Here is a 1201-nt window from a genome sequence, read left to right on the forward strand (position 1 = left end):
AAGAGGCCCAGCTGCTGCTCCTTGATGCGGTTCTCCATGTCGCCTCGGGCGCAGTAGAGCTCCTCGTAGAGCGCCTGGGCGGGGTGCTGCGCCTCGCAGAGGGACGTCACGACGAAGCGAGGGTTGTGCTTGTCGCCCAGCCACTCGGCCTTGGCCACCACGCGCCGCTCCCGCGTCCAGGAGTCCCGTGTCCGGTAGCGCAGCTCTCGGTAGGCACGCGTCGGTGCGCCGTCGCGCTCCTCCAGCGACACCGCCCGCACCAACTCCAGGTCCGCCGCAATCATCTGCTGAAGCCGCTCGTTGCGCGCCAGGCCAAGGACGTACTCGACGCCGTTGTCCTCGCACCAGGCCATGAGGTCATCTCTGGCGAAGCCAGAGTCGGCGCGCACCAGGATGCGCGTGGCAGGCCAACGCTCGCGCAGGCGGGCCACCAGGCGCTGCACCTCTTCCAGCGCGCCCGCGGCCGCGTCGATGCCGGAGGTGCGCAACTTCGCGCACAGCAGGAAGTCGCCCGCGAAGATGTAGAGCGGCAGGTAGCAGTAGTTGCCGTAGTAGCCGTGGAAGAAGCGACCCTCCTGCGTGCCGTGGATGGGGTCGTCGGTGGCGTCCAGATCCAGCACCACCTCGCGTGGCGGGCGGCGGTGCGCGTCGAGGAAGGTGTCGACGAAGAAGGACTCCACCGCCTGCGAGTCATAGACGACCTTTCGGTAGCGCGCCTGGGCGGTGGCATCCGCCGGCGTCAGCTCCAGCCGGTTGAGCGTGCTGGGGCTGGCAAGCCGCTGCGCAGGGTCCGCCTTGCCCACCACCGCCGAGAGCAGCGGGTCATTGCGCAGCGAGGCGTGGTCCGCCAGGTCCTCGTAACCGCAGGCGATGCCGAAGACGCGCTGGCGCACCAGCTCCTCCACCGAGTGGTGGATGAGGTCTGGGGCGCGCAGGTCCCGGAAGCAAGCCGCGAACTTGCGCATCAGCCCGAACCGCCGGTCCGTCCGGTGCAACAGCACCAGCCCACCGTCGGACGAGATGTGGTCCGCATCGAACGCGGCCACCAGCTTCCGCTGCCCGACCTTGTCGAACTCAAGCTGCTTCGGGGTACACTCTGTTTTCACCGCGTAGCTCCTGTCGGTAGATGGAAAGCCTTGAGAACTCTCCACTTATCGGTCGGTCGCTACGCGGTGTTCCCTCTACCCGTGATCGATCCGGG

Annotated in this window: 1 protein-coding gene; it reads right to left on the bottom strand. The window is 67.9% G+C overall.

The window, feature by feature from the left end; translation table 11 throughout:
- Nucleotides 1-1106, bottom strand: a 1106-nt coding sequence (locus tag KY661_RS37085) for an IS1380 family transposase (protein ID WP_225414681.1), incomplete at its 3' end; no start/stop codon positions are given.
- Between the last annotated feature and the right edge of the window lie 95 nt (nucleotides 1107-1201).

Source organism: Allostigmatella hybrida (assembly GCF_020103775.1).
GTDB classification, from domain to species: domain Bacteria; phylum Myxococcota; class Myxococcia; order Myxococcales; family Myxococcaceae; genus Hyalangium; species Hyalangium aurantiaca.